We start from the raw sequence: 18,872 nt of genomic DNA, 5'->3' as shown, positions 1-18,872 counted from the left end.
GGAAAGTGGAGAAGCACGTGGCTGAAGACAGCTGGCTGATTGTTGGGCTTGGCAACCCGGGCGCAAAGTACGAGGCGACCCGGCACAACGTCGGCCAGATGGCGCTCGACGTGCTCGCCGACCGCATCGGTGGCAAGTTCTCGCCTCACAAGACGGGTTCGCGCATCGCCGAGGGGCGCATTCGCCCGGGCGGCGCAAAACTGATCCTTGCGAAGTCGAACGGCTACATGAACACGTCGGGCGGACCGGTGAGCGCGCTCGCGAAGTACTTCGGCGTGCCCGCCGACCGCGTCATTGTGCTGCACGACGAACTCGACCTGCCGTTTGACACGCTGAAACTCAAGCAGGGCGGTGGCCACGGTGGACACAACGGCCTGCGCGACATCGCGAAGGCGCTCGGCACTCCGGACTATCTGCGTGTGCGGATTGGGATCGGGCGGCCCCCCGGGCAGCAGGATCCCGCCGACTTCGTGCTGAAGCCGTTCGCATCGGCCGAGCGCGCCAACCTGCCCGTGCTGCTCGAGGAGTCCGCGGACGCGGCCGAGGCACTCATCGACGATGGGCTGCTCGCCGCGCAGCAACGATTCCACGGAGCGGGCAAGTGAGCCTCGCCGGGCTTGATCTGCTGCTCGAACGCTCCGAGTCGTTCGCGCGTGCACTTGACGCCGCCGCGACGGACGCGGAGTTCTCCGTCGCAGACGGTCTGCGTGCGCCGCTGATCGCCGGGCTTCTGCGCCGGCGTCGGGCCGCGGGCGACCGTGGCGCGCTCCTTGTGATCGCGGCGACGAGCCGTGAGGCCGACGCGATTCGGCAGTCGCTCGCCTCGCTGATCCCCGACGCGGTGACCGCGGAGTTTCCCGCGTGGGAGACGCTGCCACACGAGCGGCTGAGCCCGAGCGCCGAGACCGTGGGGCGCCGCGCGCACGCACTGCGCCTGCTGCGCGAGCATGACGTCGCAGACCCGGCCGCGCCGCCGCTCGTGCTCGTCGCCTCCGTGCGCGCTGCTCTGCAGCCGGTCTCGCCGCACGCGTCGCAGGCCGAGCCGGTGGTGCTGCGGGCGGGGCACGATCTCGTGCTCGCAGACACCCCCGAGGGCGGCGCCGGCGGAGGCGGGCTCGAGGCGCTGTCGCGCCGCCTCGTCGACTACGCATACACGCGCGTTGACATGGTGACCAGGCGCGGTGAGTTCGCCGTGCGCGGTGGAATCCTTGACGTGTTCCCGCCCACGGCCGAGCAGGCCATGCGCGTGGACTTTTTCGGCGACGAGGTGGATCAGATCCGCCGCTTCGCGGTGTCTGACCAGCGTTCCGCCGGAGATCCGGTGCCCGAGCTCGAACTGTGGCCGGCGCGTGAGCTGCTGCTCACTGAGGCGGTGCGTGAGCGTGCCGCCGAGCTGCTGCCGCGTTTCCCCGCGCTCGCGCCCATGCTCGAGAAGATGAGCGCGGGGATTGCGGTCGAGGGCATGGAGAGCCTCCTGCCGCAGCTCGTACCGGGCCTCGCACCGATCACGAAGTTGCTGCCCGCGGGCGGCGCCGTGCTCGTTGTGGCACCCGAGCGGGTTGCCGGGCGTGCGGTCAGCCTTGCGGAGACGAACCGCGAGTTCCTCGAGGCGGCCTGGCACGCCGCCACCGCGGGAGCCGATGCTCCCGTCCCCACAGACGACGCCGGCCTGCTCTCCGTGACGGAGCTCCGCTCCGCGTCAGCAGGGCGCCCGTGGTGGAGCACGACTGGCTTTGTGCGCGACGCTGCAGACGACACGGCCGAGCTCGCAGCGGCGCAGCCCGCGGACGGCGCCGAGACGGACGCCGCTGAGGGATCCTGCGCTGCCGGGTCTGAGGCGACCGGCGCCGAGGCGGCGATGCCCGAGCCCCGCGGCCTCACCGTCATCGACGGCGTTGACGACGCGATCTACACCGTGCGCGGCGGTTCCGTGACGCGGGCACCCGGTGCCGAGCCCACAGCGGCTGCGATCCAACACCTGAGTCGTCGGCTCGGGGAAGGATGGCGCGCGGTCGTCACCGCACAGGGCATCGGCCTCGTGGAGCGCGCACGCGATCTCCTCGCCGAAGCCGGCGCCGCCGCGCGCATCGTCGACGCGCTGCCGGACGAGCTCGACACCGGCGTGATCTACCTCGTCACGGGGACCGCCTGGCAGGGCTTTGAAAACGACGAAGCCCAGCTGCTGCTCGAGACCGAGGCCGAATTCTTTGGTCGCACGGTGTCGGCGCAGGCAGCGAGCGGGCAGAAGCTCGCGCGCCGCCGCGGCAAGAACGTGGTCGACCCGCTCAAGCTGGTCGCTGGCGACTTCGTGGTGCACGAGACGCACGGCATCGGCCAGTTCGTCGAGCTGACCCAGCGCATGGTGCCCACCGGTATCGGGCGCGACGCGACGAAGGCGCTGCGCGAGTACCTGGTCATCGAGTACGCCTCGACCAAGCGCGGCATGCCGAAGGACAAGCTGTACGTGCCAACGGACCAGCTCGACCAGCTGTCCCGCTACGTCGGCGGTGAGGCACCCGCGCTGTCCAAGATGGGCGGGAGCGACTGGTCGAACGCGAAGAAGAAGGCCCGCAAGGCCGTTCGCGACATCGCGGTGGAGCTCGTGAAGCTCTACTCAGCGCGCATGGCGTCACCGGGCTTCGCGTTCTCGCAGGACACCCCGTGGCAGCGCGAGCTCGAGGAGGCGTTCCCGTACGCGGAAACGATCGACCAGCTCACCACCATCGACGAGGTGAAGCGTGACATGGAGCGGCCCGTGCCCATGGACAGGCTCCTCGCGGGCGACGTGGGCTTCGGCAAGACCGAGGTTGCCATCCGTGCGGCGTTCAAGGCTGTGCAGGATGGGAAGCAGGTTGCCATGCTCGTGCCCACCACGCTGCTCGCAAACCAGCACTTCGAGACCTTCCAGAACCGCTTCGCCGGCTTCCCCGTGCAATTGCGTGCGCTCAGCCGTTTCCAGACGGACAAGGAAGCGAAGGAGACGCTCGAGGGTCTCGCCGCTGGAACCGTCGACGTGGTGATTGGCACGCACCGCCTGCTGTCGAACAACATCATTTACAAGGATCTGGGTCTCCTCATCATCGACGAGGAGCAGCGCTTCGGTGTGGAGCATAAGGACGCGCTGAAGAAGCTCAAGACTGGCGTCGACATTCTCGCGATGAGCGCGACGCCGATCCCGCGCACGCTCGAGATGGCGGTCACGGGCATCCGCGAGATGTCCACGCTCGCGACGCCGCCGGAGGATCGTCACCCCATCCTCACCTTTGTGGGCCCACGCAGCGACAAGCAGATCACCGCGGCGATCCGGCGCGAGCTGCTGCGCGAGGGGCAGGTGTTCTTCGTGCACAACCGCGTCTCGTCGATCAGCCGGGTCGCCGCCCAGATCGCCGAGCTGGTTCCCGAAGCCCGCGTTGCGGTGGCGCACGGCAAACTGAGCGAGCACCAGCTCGAGCAGGTGGTGCAGGACTTCTGGGAGCGCAAGTTCGACGTGCTCGTCTCCACCACGATCGTGGAGACCGGCCTCGATATCGCCAACGCGAACACGATCATCATCGACCAGGCCGACAAGTACGGGCTAAGTCAGCTGCACCAGCTGCGCGGACGCGTGGGGCGCAGTCGCGAGCGCGCGTACGCGTACTTCCTGTACGACCCCGAGAAGCCCCTCACCGAGCACGCGAACGAGCGACTCGAGACGCTCGCCGCGAACAACGAGCTCGGCTCGGGCATGCAGGTGGCGCTCAAGGACCTCGAGCTGCGCGGCGCGGGCAACCTCCTGGGCGGCGAGCAGTCCGGGCACATCGCAGGGGTCGGTTTCGATCTCTACCTCCGCATGATCGGCGAAGCGGTGAGTACGTTCAAGGGCGAGGAGGTTGCCGGCACGGTCGAGCTGGTGCTCGAGTTGCCCGTTGACGCGCACATTCCCGAAGAGTACGTCGAGAGCGAGCGGCTGCGCCTCGAGGCGTACCAAAAGTTCTCCGCGGCCTCCCACCCGCAGGCACCCGAGGAACACGTCGGACTCGTGCTTGAAGAGCTCACCGACCGCTACGGCGCACCTCCCGAGGAGGTGGAACGGCTCGCCGCGGTATCTGCGCTGCGTCGCCGCGCTTCACGCCTCGGCCTCGCGAAGGTGGTCGCGGCCGGGCCGTCGCTGCGCCTCGAACCGGTGAAACTGCTCGATTCGCGCCGCATGCGCATGAACCGCATGTATCCCGGGTCCCGCTACACGGAAGCCACGCACTCGCTGCAGATTCCGCTGCCGGGCGGCACCGCCTTGTCACGCAGCCCGCTCGCAGGCGTGGGGCAGCGGCACACGGGCGACGAGGGCGACATCGTGGCCTGGACGGGGCGCGTCCTCGCAACGCTGCTCGAGGAGGATCCGCCAGCGGTGTAAAGCGTTCCGGCGCGGCGCGGGATCAGCTTCCGCGCCGCGCCGCGGTGCGCTCCGACACGTGCGCACGCGCTACTGCGCTGTGCCGCCTCCCAACGCGCTACTGCGCTGTGCAGGCCTCCTGCAGCTCCTGTCCGGTCTGCTGCAAGGCCGGGAGGCGCTTCGTGAAGAGCGCGGACACCTCGGAACCGTAGGACTGCAGCTCGCCGATGGCCGACAGGTCGCCCTCGCCGAGACCACTGAGATCTGGCAGCGCGAGCGAACCGAGGTCACCCGCGAAGCCGCTCCACTCGACCCGAGCCGCGTCGATCGCGGTGAGCACCGCGGGATCGGTGATCGATGCCGTCGCGGCGTCGAGCGCCTCGATCGCGGGGTCGACCAGTGCGCCGGCATCCACCGGGTTCCCCGCGATGCCGTCGGCGACGAGCTGGGAGATTTCCTTGCCCGCCTCATCGGTGACTCGCTGAATCGCCTCGCTCGCCACCTGGCACGTCGACTGCGTGCCACCGCTCGTGCCGCCAGCAGACCCGGCGCTGCTCCCGCCGCTGCCAATGCTCGGGATCGCGCACCCGGAGAGTGGGATCGCAACGAGCGCGAGTGTGGCCACGCCTGCGGCGGTGCGGGTGTGCCGTGCGGTGGAGAAACGAAGCATGGGGGTCCTTTCGAGCTGCGGCTCTCGTGGGGCGGATCGCGCAGCGGATCCACGGTCAACGGTAGCCGGAGCGGCTCAGGATCGGCTGAGCCGCACGCCGCGGCGCCCAGCTCTGCGTGAGCCCGCACCCAGCCAGACTCCAGGAGCGCGGGTAGGCTGGGGGCATGGACAGCGCGAGCGCAGGAGCCACAGCCGGCAGCCACTCATCGGAGGCGGACAGTCCCGAGGCGGTTCCGATCGCCCCTGCCCCCGAAGTCCCGCCGCACAGCGACACGTCTCGCGCGGCTGAAGCGGTTGCTCGCGCCGCACAGACCGTGCGCACCATGGTTGAGGAGGGCGGCTGCGCGTGGCATGCCGCGCAAACCCACGCCTCGCTGACCCCCTTCCTCATTGAGGAGACCGCGGAGTTCGTCGACGCGGTGGAGCGTGAGCTCCCGCCCGCCGAGCAGAGCTCAGAGCTCGGCGACGTGCTGTACCAGGTGCTGTTCCACGCGGCGATCGCGGAGCGCGACGGCGAGGGCTACGACCTTGCGAGCGTCGCGGCGGGGCTGTCGGACAAGTTGATCGCGCGCCACCCGCACGTGTTCGGCGACCGTGGCTACATGAGCGTGGAGGAGCTTCACGCGGAGTGGGAACGACTCAAGGAGGACGCGGCCGGCGAGGAACGAGGCTCCCGCGGCGCGCTCGACGGTATCCCCGCGGGGATGCCCACACTGGCACGTGCGGCGAAGGTGGTCGAACGGTTGAAGCGCGCCGGGCTCGTGCAGCCAAACGCGGGCGAGGGGAGCCCGGAAGACCCGCTCGCAGCGGCGATCGGTCCCGACGAGCAGCGCCTCGCCGAAGTGGGTATCGGCGATGCCATGCTCGCGCTCGTCATGCGGGCGAACGCTGCGAGCATTGATCCGGATCGGGCACTCCGCCAGGCGGTTGACCGGCTCGCCGCGCGCGTGATGCACAACGGCGACAGCTAGGGCAGGATCCCCAACCGCCGCGCCGCCGCCACCGCGGCGTGCCGTGTGTTCACGTCGAGCTTCGACATCGCCGTGCGCAGGTAGCTCTTTACCGTGCTCTCGGCGAGCTGGAGCGCGCGCCCGATGTCCGCGTTCGTCGCCCCGAGGGCGGTGTGCGCGAGCACGTCGACCTCGCGCGGGGAGAGATGCACGGCCTCCGCTGTCGGGTCGGGGGAGCCGAGGCGTGCGAGCCGATCAGCGAGTGCGATGATGCGCTCGCGCACGTCGGGGTCGGCGACGGCTGCTGCGATACTGCGCAATTCAGCGTGCTCCCCGCGCAACTGCTCGAGCGGCTCTCCCTCGATATCGAGCACATCGGTTCTCACTGCCCGAGAGCGTGCAGCCGAGACCTGATCTTGAACGCCGATTTCGCGCGCAAGCGCCCGAGCGACCGAGGCACCTGCGCCGAGCCTTGGCACCTCAGCGCAGTGCCGATCACGGCTTCCGCCATAGAGCACGGCGCGCACGTCGCCGTCAACGATGACCGGCATCGCGAGTAGCGTGACGATGCCTTCGCCGCCGATCTGCTCATCGTAGTCGTGGGTAATGAGCGCTGAGCGTGCGTAGTCCTGCGCAAGGCGTGCACGATGCTCAGTCATGGCTTTTCCGCCAAGCCCGCGGTCGGCACGGACCGTGAGCCCGGTGAGGCTCCGGGTCCGGACACCCGCAAAAGCAGTCACTCGAGTGGTGCCATCCGCATTGAATCCGCCGAATGCCACGGGAAACCTGGTCTCTCGTGCGAACTCCTGCACGGCAGCATCGAGCGTTTCACGCAGCAGCGTGTGTGAAAGGTGGGTCATCGTCGCTCCCATCGTTCGGAGTACTCGATGCTAACTGGTTTTTCCACGTGTGCGTGGACGTCGTCCACTCGGGCCGCGCGGAGATGGAAGAATGGGGGAATGGCCACCCCCGTGAATCCTCCGCGCGGCATGCGCGACTTCCTGCCCTCAGACAAGGCGCGTCGCGAGCACGCGCTCGGCATCATCAAGGGGGTGTACCGCGCCCACGGCTTCGACGAGATCGAGACGCCCGTGGTCGAGGACTGGTCACGGCTGCACGCTGGGCTCGGCGGTGACAACGAGAAGCTGTCGTTCTCGATCCTGAAGCGTGGAATCACGCCAGAGGCGCTCGCTGCAGCGGCGGAGGCCGGCGATGTCGAACAGCTCGCCGATCTCGGCCTGCGCTTTGACCTCACGGTGCCGCTCACCCGGTTCTACGCATCGCACCGCGCAGAGCTGCCGCCCGTGTTCCGCTCGATCCAGATCGCGCCCGTGTGGCGCGCGGAGCGCCCGCAGAAGGGACGTTACCGCCAGTTTGTACAGGCCGACATCGACATCATCGGCGAGCCGGGCCTCCTCGCGGAGATCGAACTCATCACCGCCACATCGCAGGCGCTGTCCGAACTCGGGCTCGCCGGGTGCGTGATTCGTGTGAACGATCGCCGCATCCTGTTCGGTCTGCTCGAGCACTGCGGTTTCGCCGCCGAGGTGCACGATCGCGCGCTCATCACGATCGACAAGCTCGACAAGATCGGCGCGGCTGGCGTCGTTGACGAACTCCGCGAGATCGATGCGGCGGCCGCCGAGCGGCTCGGCGCGGTCCTCGCCGAGGTCGAGCCGGCCATCGCGGGCGACGGGATCCCGCTCACGGGAGAGCGCATCGCTGCAGTGCTCCCGGCGGGTGCCGCGGCCGACGGTATCGCGAACCTCACCGAGCTCGGCGCTGCCCTTGCGGGCTCGCTGCCCGCGGGGGTCGAGCTGCGCTTCGACCCAACGCTCGTGCGCGGGATGGGGTACTACACCGGCACGATCTTCGAGGTCGCGCACCCGGGCTCCGGCAGCTCGGTCGGCGGCGGCGGCCGCTACGACGGCATGGTGGGGCGCTTCCTCGGGCAGGACGTGCCCGCGGTCGGCTTCTCGATTGGTTTCGAGCGCGTGGTCGATCTGATCACGCTTCCCGAGGCGAGCGGGCCGGAGGCCGTCGCGCTCATCGCGGACGCGGACGTTGAGTTCGCACAGCTTGTCGCCCTGAAACGCGAGTTCGTGGCGCGCGGCCACCGTGTGCGCCTGGAGAAGCGACAGAAGAACATGAAGACGCTGCTCGCCCGCGTCGCGGAGGAAGGCTTCACGAGCGTGGCCAACGTGCGCGCGGGGATGACGACCGCGGATGAGCTGGAGCTGCGCGCGCTCGACGCCTGATACACAGCTGGCAGTGCTCGGAGACACCCGAGAACCCCCTTGACGGGGGCCGCGCGCGGTGCGACTCTTTCCGCGAAGGGTCGCACCGCGCGGCCGGATGGGGAGCACCATGTCCACGCAAATCTTCGTCAACATCGCAACCAGCGACCTCGAGCGTTCGAAAGCGTTCTACACGGCTCTCGGCTGCGAGATCAACCCGCTCTTCACCGACGAGAATGCCGCGTGCGTCGTGTGGGACGAGCAGGTCTACTTCATGGTGCTCACGCGCGAGTACTTTGCGACCTTCACGGATAAGCAGGTGGTCGACGCGAGTGGCAGCGCGCAGGTGCTGATCGCGCTGTCGCGCGAGTCGCGCGAAGACGTCGACGCGGTACTTGCTGCGGGGCTCGCAGCCGGGGGAACGGAGCCGCGCGACGCACAAGACTACGGCTTCATGTACTCGCGTGACCTCGAGGATCCCGATGGCACCATTCTCGAGTTCATGTACATGGATCCGGCGGCCGCCGAGCAGGGGCCGGAAGCGTTCCTCGCTGCCGACGCATAGGCGGCCCCGCGGCCGGGTCCCCGCACACGCAGCGCCGATCCCGCGCACAGGGGAGGCCGCGGCGCCTGGCCGCTAGACTGGTGTCGCCCGGCGATACCGCTGGCGCAGATTTGCTCAATCACCCTGGACACCTGAGGAGCGCATGGTGGCATTTATCGACGCAGTGATCGCCCGCGAGATTCTTGATTCGCGCGGAAACCCGACCGTTGAGGTCGAGGTCGGCCTGACCGACGACTCGGTGGGCCGCGCTGCGGTTCCGTCCGGAGCATCCACGGGTGCCTTCGAAGCGTATGAGCTGCGCGACGGCGACAAGGACCGCTACCTCGGCAAGGGCGTCACGAAGGCCGTCGACGCGGTCTTCGACGAGCTCGCCCCCGCGATCGAGGGCTTCGCCGCCGATGATCAGCGCATCATTGACACCGTGCTGCGCGAGGTCGACGGCACCGACAACAAGTCGCGCGTTGGCGCAAACTCGATCCTGGGCGTCAGCCTCGCGGTCGCACACGCCGCCGCTGCGTCGGCCGAGCTGCCCCTCTACCGCTACCTCGGTGGGCCGAACGCGAGCACGCTCCCCGTGCCGCTCATGAACATCATCAACGGTGGCGCGCACGCCGACACCGGCGTCGACATCCAGGAGTTCATGGCGGTGCCGCTCGGCGCCGAGAGCTTCTCCGAGGGGCTCCGCTGGGGCGTTGAGGTGTACCACTCACTGAAGGCACTGCTCAAGGAGCAGGGCCTCACCACGGCACTCGGCGACGAGGGCGGCTTCGCCCCCGACCTGCCGACCAACGCGGCAGCGCTCGATCTCATCGTCGAGGCGATCAAGCGCGCGGGCCTCGAGCCCGGCCGGGATGTCGCGCTCGCGCTCGACGTTGCGTCGACCGAGTTCTTCGAGAACGGTGTGTACACCTTCGAGGGCAAGGAGCGCACCGCAGCCGAGATGAGCGCGTACTACGCCGACCTCATGGACAAGTACCCGCTCGTCTCGATCGAGGATCCCCTCGCCGAGGACGACTGGGAGGGGTGGAAGATCCTCACCGACGAGATCGGTGATCGCGTGCAGCTCGTCGGCGACGACCTGTTCGTCACGAACCCCGAGCGCCTCGCTGACGGCATCGCCCGCGGCACCGCGAACTCGATCCTCGTGAAGGTCAACCAGATCGGCACGCTCACGGAGACCTTCGACGCGGTGCAGATGGCACAGCGCGCCGGCTACACGGCAGTGATGTCGCACCGCTCGGGCGAGACCGAGGACGTGACCATTGCTGATCTCGCCGTCGCGACCGACTGCGGCCAGATCAAGACGGGCGCACCCGCGCGTTCGGACCGCGTCGCGAAGTACAACCAGCTCCTCCGCATCGAGGAAGAGCTCGGCCTCGCCGCGAAGTACGCCGGCCGCAGCGCCTTCCCGCGCTTCACGGCGTAGTTCGACACGGAACGAGAGCAGCACGGTGAAGCGCGGAACGGGGGAGCTGGGGGCTTGGGCCTCGAGCCTGCGTTTCAGCGTCTTCACCGTGCTGATCGTGGGGCTGGTGCTGGCGGGCGCCGTCATCGTCAGCCCCAGCCTCTCCACGTTTGTGCAGCAGCGGCGCGAAATCTCGGAGCTGCGTGAGAGCGTGCGTCTGCACCAGGAAGCCGTCACCGAGATCGACGCCGAGCGCGCGAAGTGGAAGGACCCGGTCTACGTTCGCGCGCAGGCCCGAGACCGCCTCTTCTATGTGCTGCCCGGTGAGACGCAGCTCAACGTCATCGACGACGTGACCATGCCGATCGAGTCCGATGAGGAAACGAGCGCCGAGCTTTCGCGCATCGAGACGAATTGGGCCGAGGGGCTCGTCGGCTCATTCCTCAGCGCCGGGACGGCTACGCCGGATCCCGCGCAGAATGAAGATCCAGCATCTGATCCGGATCCCGCAGCCCCGAAAGATGCCAGCGCTGCGGGGTAAGATTCCGCGCAGACCCCACGCGGTGAGTCCATGCACTCGCTGCCCCACGACCACCCGAGCGCACGCTGCGCTGCGGGTTTCCACTCTGCGAGGCCGCCCGCACCGGCTGGCTCGCACTGCCCGATCCTGACGCCCGAGGAGACCCACCATGAGCCGTCCGCCCTTCCCCGCACCGACCGAGGCTGACATCGCCGCTGTGAGTGAGCAGCTCGAGCGCGAAGCGCGCGGCGTCATCGGCATCGCCGCACGCACGGCAGATGGTGCGCCCACCGTCGTCGCCACGGCGCCGCGGCTGCCCGACGGTTCGCCGTTCCCCACCTTCTACTACCTGTCGCACCCCGAGGCGGTCGCCGCAGCGTCGCGCCTCGAGGCCGGCGGGATGATGGTCGAGTTCAACGAGATGCTGGCCGAGGACGAGGAGCTGCGTGCGCAGTACCAGGCGGCGCACGAGCAGTACATCGCCGATCGCGAGCAGATCGGTGAGGTGCCGGAACTCGCGGGAGTCTCCGCTGGCGGAATGCCCACGCGCGTGAAGTGCCTGCACGCGCTGATCGGCCACGCACTCGCGGCCGGGCCGGGCGTAAACCCGATCGGTGACCTCGCGCTTGAGCGCTGCGGCTGGCGCCCCTGAATCAGGCGTCGGAAACGCGGAACTTTCGTCGACCGGGGGTTTCGCCCGAATTTTCGACTGCTTTCGCTCAGATTCCCGCGGAAGCGGCTGAGCAGACAGGAAATGCACGGTAGACTGAGCCGTAGGGCAGCAGTCTGCCCGTTCCGCTGTGTCCGCACTCGGACAGTTCCCGCACAGAGCATCAAGGAGACCGCCCCGTGGCGAAGAAGATTCTGATCGTTGGCGGTGGCTACGCCGGCTTCTACACCGCATGGAAGCTGGAGAAGCTCCTCCGCGCCGGTGAGGCCGAGGTCACGATCGTCGACCCGCTGCCCTACATGGCGTACCTGCCGTTCCTCCCCGAGGTCGCTGCAGGCTCGATCGAGCCGCGTCACGCGGTCGTCGCGCGTCGCCGCCACCTCAAGAGCACCGCGAACATCGCGGGCAAGGTGACGGGCATCTCGCACGCCACGAAGACGGCAACGATCACTCCCGACGTTGGCGAGGCGTACGACTTCGAGTACGACCAGATCGTGGTCACCACGGGCTCCGTGTCCCGCACCTTCCCGATCGCCGGCATCGCCGACAACGCGATCGGCATGAAGACGATCGAGGAAGCCGTTGCGATTCGCGATCGCATGGTCGGCAACTTCGAGCGCGCCGCCTCGCTGCCGAAGGACTCGGCTGAGCGCGCGCGTCTCCTCACCGTGACCGTCGTTGGCGGTGGCTTCGCCGGCATCGAGTCGGTGTCCGAGCTCCGCTCGTTCGCGACGAGCCTGCTGCGCCGCTATCCCGAGATCACCTTCGACGAGACGAAGTTCCACCTCGTCGAGGCCATGGGCCGCATCATGCCCGAGGTCACCGAGGGTCTCGCTGACTGGGTGGTCAAGGACCAGACCCGTCGTGGTGTAAACATCCACCTCAACACGCAGCTCTCCTCGGCTGTGGACGGCAAGATTGAGCTCTCCACCGGCGAGAACTACGAGTCCGATCTCATCGTCTGGACCGCTGGCGTGATGCCCCGTCCGTTCCTCCGCGGCACCGACCTGCCGATCGGCGCGCGCGGCCACGTCGTGGGCACCCCGTCGCTCCGCGTTGCGACCGAGGACGGCGAGATCATCGAGGGCGCATGGACCGCTGGTGACACCTCGCAGGTTCCCGACATCTCGTCGACCCCTGGCCCCGGCGGCTTCTGCGTTCCCAACGCACAGCACGCAGTGCGCCAGGGCAAGCTGCTCGCGAAGAACATCGTTGCGTCGCTGCGCGGCGAGGGCATCGCTGAGTACAACCACAAGAACGCTGGCGCGGTTGCTGGCCTCGGCATGAACACCGGCGTGTTCCGCTCGGGCAACTTCACGCTCAAGGGCTACATCGCGTGGCTCGCGCACCGCTTCTACCACGGCCTCGCGATCCCCACGTGGGAGCGCAAGTGGCGCGTGTTCGGTGGCTGGGTCAGCCACTTCTTCCTGGGCCGCGACATCGTCAACATTGAGGCGACGCAGGAGCCCCGTGCGATCTTCGAGGAGTTCGCATCGCGGCCGAAGCCCGCAGCAGAGTAGCCACTCGCTGAACGCAGCGCGCCCCCGGAGACCACACGGTCGCCGGGGGCGCGCTGCGTTTTCCACCCACCCCGCGCCCAGCCGCCGCCTCCCCAGCGAATCGGGGTCACTTCGGCAGGGTGTCGTCGTGGTCGCCCAGGCGACACCCTGCCGAAGTGACCCCGATTCAGGGGGGGGGGGGGCAGGGGCAGGGGCAGGGGCAGGTGGCAGGGGCGGTGGGAGTGGAAGGGGAGGGGCTACGCGTCCGGGGCGTGCTTGCTGAGGAACTGGTACATCTCGGTATCGTCAACGCCCGGGAACGTGCCCGCGGGAAGCGGCGACAACACGTGAGCGTGCATGCGCGCGCTCGGCCAGGCCTTCCCCTCCCACCGCGAGAGCAGTCCCGGCTCCGGGGTGCGGCAGCAGGCCGGGTCAGGACAGGTGGAGGACTTTCGCACATCGGTGTCGCGTCCGCGGAACCACTTCGCGTCGTCGAAGGCCACACCACAAGCGATCGCGAAGGGACCGAGCTCAGCGTCACCCGTCTGCACGCTGGTCCAGTAGGTTCCGTTCGGTGTGTCTGTGTACTGGTAGAACTCGCTCGTGCGGTTCGTGCGGTTGAATGCCGTGCGGCCGCCCCACTTGTGGCACAGAGACTCGCCCTCGATTGAGCCCTCCTCGTCGCTCGGGAAGGGGAGGCCGTCGTTCTCGTAGCCGCGCACGAGCGTTCCCGCACCGTCTGCGCGGTAGTGGTGCACCCTCAGCCCGAGGTGCTGCGTCGCGATGTTCGTGAAGCGATGGGCCGCCGCCTCGTGTGTCACACCGAACGCGTCACGAAAATCCTCGATCGCGAGGTTGCGATTGCGCTTGGCCTGCTGCAAGAAATCAACGGCCCGTGCCTCCGGCATGAGGCAGGCAGCGGCGAAGTAGTTGATCTGGAGCCGCTGCTCGAGAAATTCCGCATAACTTTTCGGTTCGGAATGACCGAGCACGCGGTGCGCCATCGCCTGCAGTGCGAGCGAGCGGAGGCCGTGCCCGCCTGGGATCGAGGCGGGCGGGAGGTAGATGCGCCCGTTTTCCAAGTCCGTGATGCTTCGCGTGTTGGAGGGGAGATCATCAACGAAGATCAGTGTGAAGCCCAGCATCTCGGCAAGCATGGCCACCTGCCGGTGCGTGACGGCTCCCGTGGTGTGGCCGATGCGACGCATGAGGTCGGACGCGATCAGCTCAATGTCCTGCACGTAGTTGTCTTGCTCGCGCATCTTGAGACGAATCTCCGTGTTCGCGCGCCGCGCCTCCTCGGACGTCGTTGCAGCCGCGCGGGAGCGGTGCGCGAGCTCGCGATGCAGGCCGACCAGCGCCTCGAGCGTCTCGTCGCCGAGCGTGCGCGGTGCACGCACGTGGGGGAGTCCCAGCCGTTGGTAGCCCTGCGTGGCCTGCGCGCGCTCGAGCTCCACCTCGAGCTCGCTGCGCCGATCCGGAGCCTCGCCGGTCAAAAACGCGGCGGGATCGACGCTCAGTTCGCGGCCGAGCGCCTGGAGCAGACTGAGCTTGGGTTCGCGCCGCCCATTCTCGATCAGGGAGAGCTGGCTCGCCACCACGCCGACCCGTTCACCGAGCTGTTCGAGGGTGAGACCCGCCTGTGTGCGGAAGAAACGAAGTCGCTTGCCGAGCACCAGTCGATCGAGCTCAGCCTCGGTCGCTGGGGAAACACTGTTTGGTGCCATAACTTGACCATACGGCAAAAAGCTGAAAAGTTTACGCCTGATTTGGTAAACGGGGCGTGAATGCGTTCATCAGAATGGAGATGTCACCGATTCTTCGCGGTGTGATCTTGAGGAGCACGACATAGACATGGGTACCAGCCAGATCGTCGAGAACGAGATTTCGTTCGCGGACCTCGTCGCCGCAGAAGCGACCACGAACAACGCAGAGGTGCTGCAGTGGGTGACCGAGGTCGCCGAGCTGACGCAGCCCGACTCCGTGGTCTGGTGCACGGGCTCCCAGGATGAGTGGAACCGCATCACTTCCGAGATGGTCGAGGCGGGCACCCTGATCCCGCTCAATAAGGACCTGCGCCCGGGCAGCTTCCTCGCACGCTCGCACCCCGCCGATGTGGCGCGCGTGGAGGATCGCACCTTCATCTGCTCCGAGAACGAGGCAGACGCAGGCCCCACGAACAACTGGGTGGCCCCCGAAGCCATGAAGGCCGAGCTCATGCCCCTCTTCGAGGGCTCCATGCGCGGCCGCACCATGTACGTTGTGCCCTTCTCGATGGGCCCGGTCGGCGGCGCCATCACGCAGCTCGGCATCGAGATCACTGACTCACCCTACGCCGTGCTCAACATGCGCATCATGACCCGCATGGGGCAGTCGGCGCTCGACGGCATTCTGCCCGGTGGCGAGTGGGTGCGCACCGTGCACTCGGTCGGTGCTCCGCTCATCGCCGGCGAAGAAGATGTTGCTTGGCCCTGCAACGACACGAAGTACATCACGCACTTCCCCGAGACCCTCGAGGTCTGGTCGTACGGCTCGGGCTACGGCGGGAACGCGCTCCTGTCGAAGAAGTGCTTCGCGCTTCGCATCGCAAGCGTCATGGGCAAGAAGGCGGGCTGGCTCGCTGAGCACATGCTGCTCCTGAAGCTCACGAACACCGCGACCGGCAAGGCCTACCACCTCTCGGCGGCGTTCCCCTCGGCCTGTGGCAAGACGAACCTCGCCATGCTGCAGCCGACGATTCCCGGCTGGAAGGTCGAGACGATCGGCGACGACATCGCTTGGCTGCGTCCCGGCACCGACGGCCGCCTCTACGCGATCAACCCCGAGGCTGGTTTCTTCGGTGTTGCTCCCGGCACCGGTGAGTCCACCAACCCGGTTGCGATGGAGACCCTCTGGGGCAACACCATCTACACGAACGTCGCGCTGACCGATGACGGCGACGTGTGGTGGGAGGGCAAGACCGATGAGGTCCCCGCGCACCTGATCGACTGGCAGGGCAACGACTGGACCCCCGAGTCCGGCCGCGTTGCGGCGCACCCGAACTCGCGCTTCACCGTGCCGATTCAGCAGACCCCCACCCTCGCGCAGGACTGGTACGAGCAGAACGGCGTTCCGCTCGACGCAATCCTGTTCGGTGGCCGTCGCGCCACCAACGTGCCGCTCGTTGCTCAGTCGCTCTCGTGGGACCACGGCGTCTTCGTCGGCGCGACGATCTCCTCGGAGAAGACCGCCGCGCAGGAGGGCACCGTCGGCGAGCTGCGCCGCGACCCCTTCGCCATGCTTCCCTTCTGCGGCTACAACATGGCCGACTACTGGGGCCACTGGCTCGAGATGGGCGAGCAGCTCGGCGACAAGGCTCCCAAGATCTTCCAGGTCAATTGGTTCCGTAAGGGTGCCGATGGCCGCTTCCTGTGGCCGGGCTTCGGCGACAACTCGCGCGTGATCGACTGGGTGATTCGCCGGGTTGAGGGCGACGTGACGGGCCGCGAGACCGCGGTCGGCACCGTGCCAGCCGCCGGTGAGCTGAACCTCGACGGCATCGAGGTGCCCGAGGCAGACTTCGCTGAGCTGTTCGCGATCGATCCCGCGTCGTGGCTCGCAGAGTCCGACCTCACCGAAGAGTTCTTCGCTCAGTTCGGTGACCGCGTGCCTGCCGCGCTGCGCGAGCAGCTCGCAGGTCTCCGCGCACGCCTCAGCGCGTAGCGCTCGGCGCCACTCAGGCGCCTCACAGTCCGTAGGCCCCGTCGTTCTGCCCAACGACGGGGCTTACTCTTTTTCCCCGTGCATTCCGCCGGTCACTACTCAGCTCTTCCCATCGAACTACTTCACTGGCTTGCGCGGTGCGAATGTGTAGGTACACACACGTCCTGTGAACGGCCACGCGACGACGTACGCGCGTGGCCACGCGGCTCGCGCTCGATGGGAAGAGACGGTCCGCGAAAATGACGAAGGCATACTTCGCACGCACAGCGAAACGACGAGGCGCCGGCAGTGTCCTCCGGGGAGGCGCGGCGCTGCTCATCGGCGGCGCGGTTGCTCTGGGACTTGCCGCACCCGCGAACGCCCTCGAACCACCGGCGGATCCCGCCGAAGCGGTAGCGAATGCCTCCCGCGCCGCTGATACCTCGTTCACCCCGGACCTGCAGACCAACATCCACATTGGTGACGATGTGCGCCCCAGCGATTTCGTCTCGTCTCCTGACGGCACAACCGGGTATGTCGTGAGCGCTGAGAGCAACGAGTTCGTGTTTATCGACATGGCCTCGCGTGCGGTGGAGCAGCGGCTTGAGCTTCCCTCTGTGGGAGCGGAGTACATTCGACTCACCGCAGACGGAACGCGCGCTGTGATCGCACTGACAAACGGCACGTGGTCGCGGGGGATCGGCGTGATCGATTTGGCCGCGCGCACGGTGCTCTTGACGTTTGACGACACGGTTCCGAACATTCAAGACTTTGCGGTTGCTGGTGATGGCCAGTCGTTTTACGCGATCGGGCTCGGTGGCGAGATCGAGCAGTACCGCATGGACACGGGCGAGGTCGTCGCGGCCCGCACCCTGCCGGGCATGAACTTCCACTCACTCCAGCTGATCGCCGGCGAAGCTCAGTTGCTCGTCGGGCACGGAGACAAGGTCTACACACTCGATGCAGCGACACTCGACGAGATCGCGGTCGCAACGATCCCCGGGATCAGCTCGATTGGCATGCTGCGCACCGATGGCTCCGATGAACGGGTCTACTTCTCGGATAGCTCGGGCACACGACTCGGAGTGTTCAACCCGGCCACGGGCGAGACTCTTGCTTCGGTGCCGGTGGGAAGCCCGATGCACGACGTCGTCGGCTCCGACCGTCTCAACCGCGCATTCGGCAATGTGCCCTACTGGGACATGATCATGGCAGCCGATTTCAACAGTGAGAAGCGCTCTGAGAGCTTCCGGGCGACGCCGACCGCGCCGTTCTCCATCAAGATGAATCCGGTCACGGGTGAGCTGCTCTCCGCGAACGGCGGCTGGAGCAACGCGACGAAGGGGAGCACGGTCACGATCGTGAAAGCGCCGAGCGTCACCGACCCCGAGGATGTCTCGGTAACCACGCCTGGCGAGACCGCACGCTTTGAGACGAACGCCGTGGGCATCAAGCGCGGCAACGGTGGCGGAATCGCCTGGCAGTCCTCGCCCGACGGCGAGACCTGGACCGACATCGAGGGCGCGAACGACGAGCAAGTTGACGTCGAAGTGACCAGCGAGAGCGTCGCGCTGCAGTACCGCGTGCGCTGGGTGGACGACTTCTGGGGTGATCGCGGCGCGAGCGCCCCGGCACGCATCATTGCTCCCGCGCCGAAGATCACGTTCGAGGGACCGCTTGCGGACGGTGCGGTGGGCGAAGCGTACCCCGCAGTGACGATCACGGCGACCGGCCTTGAGGATCTCAGCTGGGCGCTCGCCGAGGCTCCCAAGACCTCCCGCAGCGCCACCGGGAAGGGACTGCCGACTGGGATGCGGCTCGACACGGCAACGGGCGTGCTGAGCGGAACGCCGACCGTTGCAGGGGAGTACCTGTTCACGGTGCGCGTGACTGACAGTTTCGGTACCGACGCGCGAGAGTATCGCCTCACCGTAGCGAGTGACTCCGGCACCACGGACCCCACGGATCCGACAGATCCGACAGATCCGAAGGACCCGGCTGGACCTCGCGAGCCAGCGGATCCGACGAAGCCCGGAACAGGCGGCCCGACACTGCCCGGTACGCGACAGCCAGATGCCCCGCAGACGGGTGAGCTGAGCAAGACTGGTGGCAACGCGCCGCTGGCACTCAGTGCGGTGGCGGTAGCGGGGCTTATTGGAGGACTGGGCGCGCTCGTCGCGGCTCGCCGCAGGACCGCGTAGTCACCGGCATGCAGGCCGGGTTCGGGATCGTGACGCCGATCCCGAGCCCGTTGACCTGAGCTGCTGGGCTGTTCGTGCTCCGTGTGATGTCAGCCCCACGTGCGT

At 67.7% G+C, this 18,872-nt stretch carries 14 protein-coding genes; 11 read left to right on the top strand and 3 right to left on the bottom strand.

Going from position 1 to position 18,872, the window contains the following annotated elements:
- Window positions 1–17: 17 nt before the first annotated feature.
- Together pth and mfd are read left to right on the top strand one after the other, a co-directional pair.
- The gene (gene pth, locus ACR81A_RS10775) at window positions 18–605 is read left to right on the top strand and encodes an aminoacyl-tRNA hydrolase (protein WP_202381107.1); all 588 of its coding nucleotides are present in this window, start codon (window positions 18–20) and stop codon (window positions 603–605) included.
- Window positions 602–4,390 (top strand): transcription-repair coupling factor, encoded by a 3,789-nt coding sequence (gene mfd / locus ACR81A_RS10770; RefSeq protein WP_440311797.1) that lies wholly within the window; start codon window positions 602–604, stop codon window positions 4,388–4,390. The genes pth and mfd overlap by 4 nt, the downstream gene beginning before the upstream one ends.
- Window positions 4,391–4,487: 97 nt before the next feature.
- On the opposite strand, the gene ACR81A_RS10765 is transcribed toward mfd, so the two are convergent.
- A complete protein-coding gene (locus ACR81A_RS10765; protein WP_202381109.1) occupies window positions 4,488–5,039 on the bottom strand; it encodes a hypothetical protein in 552 nt (183 codons plus the stop codon).
- Between the two features lie 164 nt (window positions 5,040–5,203).
- On the opposite strand from ACR81A_RS10765, the gene ACR81A_RS10760 reads away from it, so the two are divergent.
- Window positions 5,204–6,010 (top strand): MazG nucleotide pyrophosphohydrolase domain-containing protein, encoded by an 807-nt coding sequence (locus tag ACR81A_RS10760; RefSeq protein ID WP_440311796.1) that lies wholly within the window; start codon window positions 5,204–5,206, stop codon window positions 6,008–6,010.
- On the opposite strand, the gene ACR81A_RS10755 is transcribed toward ACR81A_RS10760, so the two are convergent.
- Window positions 6,007–6,849 (bottom strand): LuxR C-terminal-related transcriptional regulator, encoded by an 843-nt coding sequence (locus ACR81A_RS10755; RefSeq protein ID WP_237462226.1) that lies wholly within the window; start codon window positions 6,847–6,849, stop codon window positions 6,007–6,009. The two genes, ACR81A_RS10760 and ACR81A_RS10755, sit on opposite strands and share 4 nt — an antisense overlap.
- 99 nt (window positions 6,850–6,948) lie before the next feature.
- Here ACR81A_RS10755 and hisS point away from each other — a divergent pair, with 99 nt between their 5' ends.
- The 6 genes from hisS to ACR81A_RS10725 all read left to right on the top strand — a co-directional run bounded on the left by hisS (window position 6,949) and on the right by ACR81A_RS10725 (window position 12,906).
- Window positions 6,949–8,247, top strand: coding sequence for a histidine--tRNA ligase (gene hisS / locus ACR81A_RS10750; protein WP_440311795.1), 1,299 nt, complete (start codon window positions 6,949–6,951; stop codon window positions 8,245–8,247).
- A 109-nt stretch (window positions 8,248–8,356) separates the two neighbouring features.
- Entirely contained in the window at window positions 8,357–8,791 is a 435-nt protein-coding gene (locus ACR81A_RS10745) for a VOC family protein (protein ID WP_202381113.1), read from the top strand.
- 145 nt (window positions 8,792–8,936) lie between these two features.
- Window positions 8,937–10,217 carry a phosphopyruvate hydratase gene (eno, locus tag ACR81A_RS10740; protein WP_440311794.1) on the top strand — a complete coding sequence of 427 codons (1,281 nt, stop codon included), beginning with the start codon at window positions 8,937–8,939 and terminating at the stop codon, window positions 10,215–10,217.
- 25 nt (window positions 10,218–10,242) lie between these two features.
- Window positions 10,243–10,737 (top strand): FtsB family cell division protein, encoded by a 495-nt coding sequence (locus ACR81A_RS10735; protein WP_440311793.1) that lies wholly within the window; start codon window positions 10,243–10,245, stop codon window positions 10,735–10,737.
- A 148-nt stretch (window positions 10,738–10,885) separates the two neighbouring features.
- Window positions 10,886–11,368: a DUF501 domain-containing protein gene (locus ACR81A_RS10730; RefSeq protein WP_202381116.1), complete on the top strand. Its 483-nt coding sequence runs from the start codon at window positions 10,886–10,888 to the stop codon at window positions 11,366–11,368.
- A 197-nt stretch (window positions 11,369–11,565) separates the two neighbouring features.
- Window positions 11,566–12,906: an NAD(P)/FAD-dependent oxidoreductase gene (locus ACR81A_RS10725; RefSeq protein ID WP_440311792.1), complete on the top strand. Its 1,341-nt coding sequence runs from the start codon at window positions 11,566–11,568 to the stop codon at window positions 12,904–12,906.
- A 236-nt stretch (window positions 12,907–13,142) separates the two neighbouring features.
- Here ACR81A_RS10725 and ACR81A_RS10720 read toward each other — a convergent pair whose 3' ends face one another.
- The gene (locus ACR81A_RS10720) at window positions 13,143–14,612 is read right to left on the bottom strand and encodes a helix-turn-helix domain-containing protein (RefSeq protein ID WP_202381118.1); all 1,470 of its coding nucleotides are present in this window, start codon (window positions 14,610–14,612) and stop codon (window positions 13,143–13,145) included.
- 127 nt (window positions 14,613–14,739) lie between these two features.
- Here ACR81A_RS10720 and ACR81A_RS10715 point away from each other — a divergent pair, with 127 nt between their 5' ends.
- Both ACR81A_RS10715 and ACR81A_RS10710 read left to right on the top strand, forming a co-directional pair.
- A complete protein-coding gene (locus ACR81A_RS10715; RefSeq protein ID WP_440311791.1) occupies window positions 14,740–16,587 on the top strand; it encodes a phosphoenolpyruvate carboxykinase (GTP) in 1,848 nt (615 codons plus the stop codon).
- Window positions 16,588–16,826: 239 nt separating this feature from the next.
- On the top strand, window positions 16,827–18,767 hold the full coding sequence (locus ACR81A_RS10710; protein ID WP_440311790.1) for a putative Ig domain-containing protein: 1,941 nt from the start codon (window positions 16,827–16,829) through the stop codon (window positions 18,765–18,767).
- The last annotated feature ends 105 nt before the right edge of the window (window positions 18,768–18,872 follow it).

Origin of the sequence: Leucobacter chromiireducens, from assembly GCF_051993095.1 — a bacterium.
In the GTDB taxonomy this organism is placed as follows: Bacteria; Actinomycetota; Actinomycetes; order Actinomycetales; family Microbacteriaceae; genus Leucobacter; species Leucobacter chromiireducens.
The sequence above is the reverse complement of the archived record's forward strand: the minus strand, read 5'-3'. Positions and strand labels throughout refer to the sequence as shown.